We start from the raw sequence: 1,176 nt of genomic DNA, 5'->3' as shown, positions 1-1,176 counted from the left end.
ACCTACAGCGTTATTGCTATCGTCGCGCTATTGGCATTGAGTTTTACGCTAGGCCTATTCCTAACCAAACAGATCTGCACACCACTAAATTACGTGGTAAACATGGCATCAAAAATCGCGTCAGGCGATCTAACTTACCAGCTTCCACGTAACAAAATTGGTCATGATGAGCTTGGCACCTTGGCAGATGCCTGCGTTGATATGCAAGCGAAGTTGCTTACTTTGGTCGACAGTATCTCGTCAACCACAGCTCAAGTAGGCACCGCCATTGAAGAAGTGAGCGCGATTTCCGAACAAACTTCAACCGGCATGGATGAACAACAAGTTCAGCTAAACCTTATCGCAACAGCAATGAACGAGATGCAAGCGACAGTAAATGAAGTCGCCAGCAACACCGAAGCCGCGTCAGAAACAGCAAACAGTGCTTCTCACGATGCGAAAGAAGGCCGCGGTGTCGTTCAAGAATGTATTAACCAAATCCACGAAGCATCATTGGCGATTCAATCGGTTGGCAACATGGTGACAGAACTGGAACAAGATGCGTCTAACATTAGCGTTGTGGTTGACGTTATCCAAGACATCGCGGAACAAACCAACTTGCTTGCGCTTAACGCTGCCATTGAAGCTGCGCGCGCTGGTGAACAAGGCCGTGGTTTTGCCGTTGTAGCCGATGAAGTCCGAACGCTGGCAAGTCGTACACAACAAGCCACGGTAGAAATCCAAGCCATGATTGAGAAGCTGCAATCGGAAAGCCAAAACATCGCTTCGATTACTGGCAGAACGGTCAAGCAAGCCCAAACAAGCAGCCAGTTGATCGATGAAATTGGTCAAGATGTTACAGCGATTGCGGACTCGGCTCGTTCATTGATGGACATGAGCATTCAAATCTCCACTTCCGCGGAGGAACAAAGTGCGGTTGCGAATGATATCGCCTCTGAGCTTGCTGATATCCGTACTCAGTCCAGCACAATTCGAGAGGTGGCGGAGCAGTCTACTGTTGGTGTCGCGAACTTAACCAAAGCGTCGGTTTCTCTCGGTGAAGTATTAGAGCGTTACCGCACTGCTTGATAACAAGGTAATAACAAATAAAGGCTCCTAATTGGGAGCCTTTATTTTCTACATTTGTATTCACTTATTTGTTTCGAGAATATAACTCGCATTCACTTTCTCTACGTA

At 47.3% G+C, this 1,176-nt stretch carries 1 protein-coding gene; it reads left to right on the top strand.

Annotated features, from left to right (window positions below; genetic code table 11):
* Nucleotides 1-1,068: methyl-accepting chemotaxis protein (locus R7035_RS25595; protein WP_318146365.1), on the top strand; the 1,068-nt coding region annotated here is incomplete at its 5' end.
* Nucleotides 1,069-1,176 lie beyond the last annotated feature (108 nt).

Source organism: Vibrio sp. 1731 (genome assembly GCF_033339955.1).
Lineage (GTDB): Bacteria > Pseudomonadota > Gammaproteobacteria > Enterobacterales > Vibrionaceae > Vibrio > Vibrio alginolyticus.
This window is presented reverse-complemented; position numbering and strand designations above follow the sequence as displayed.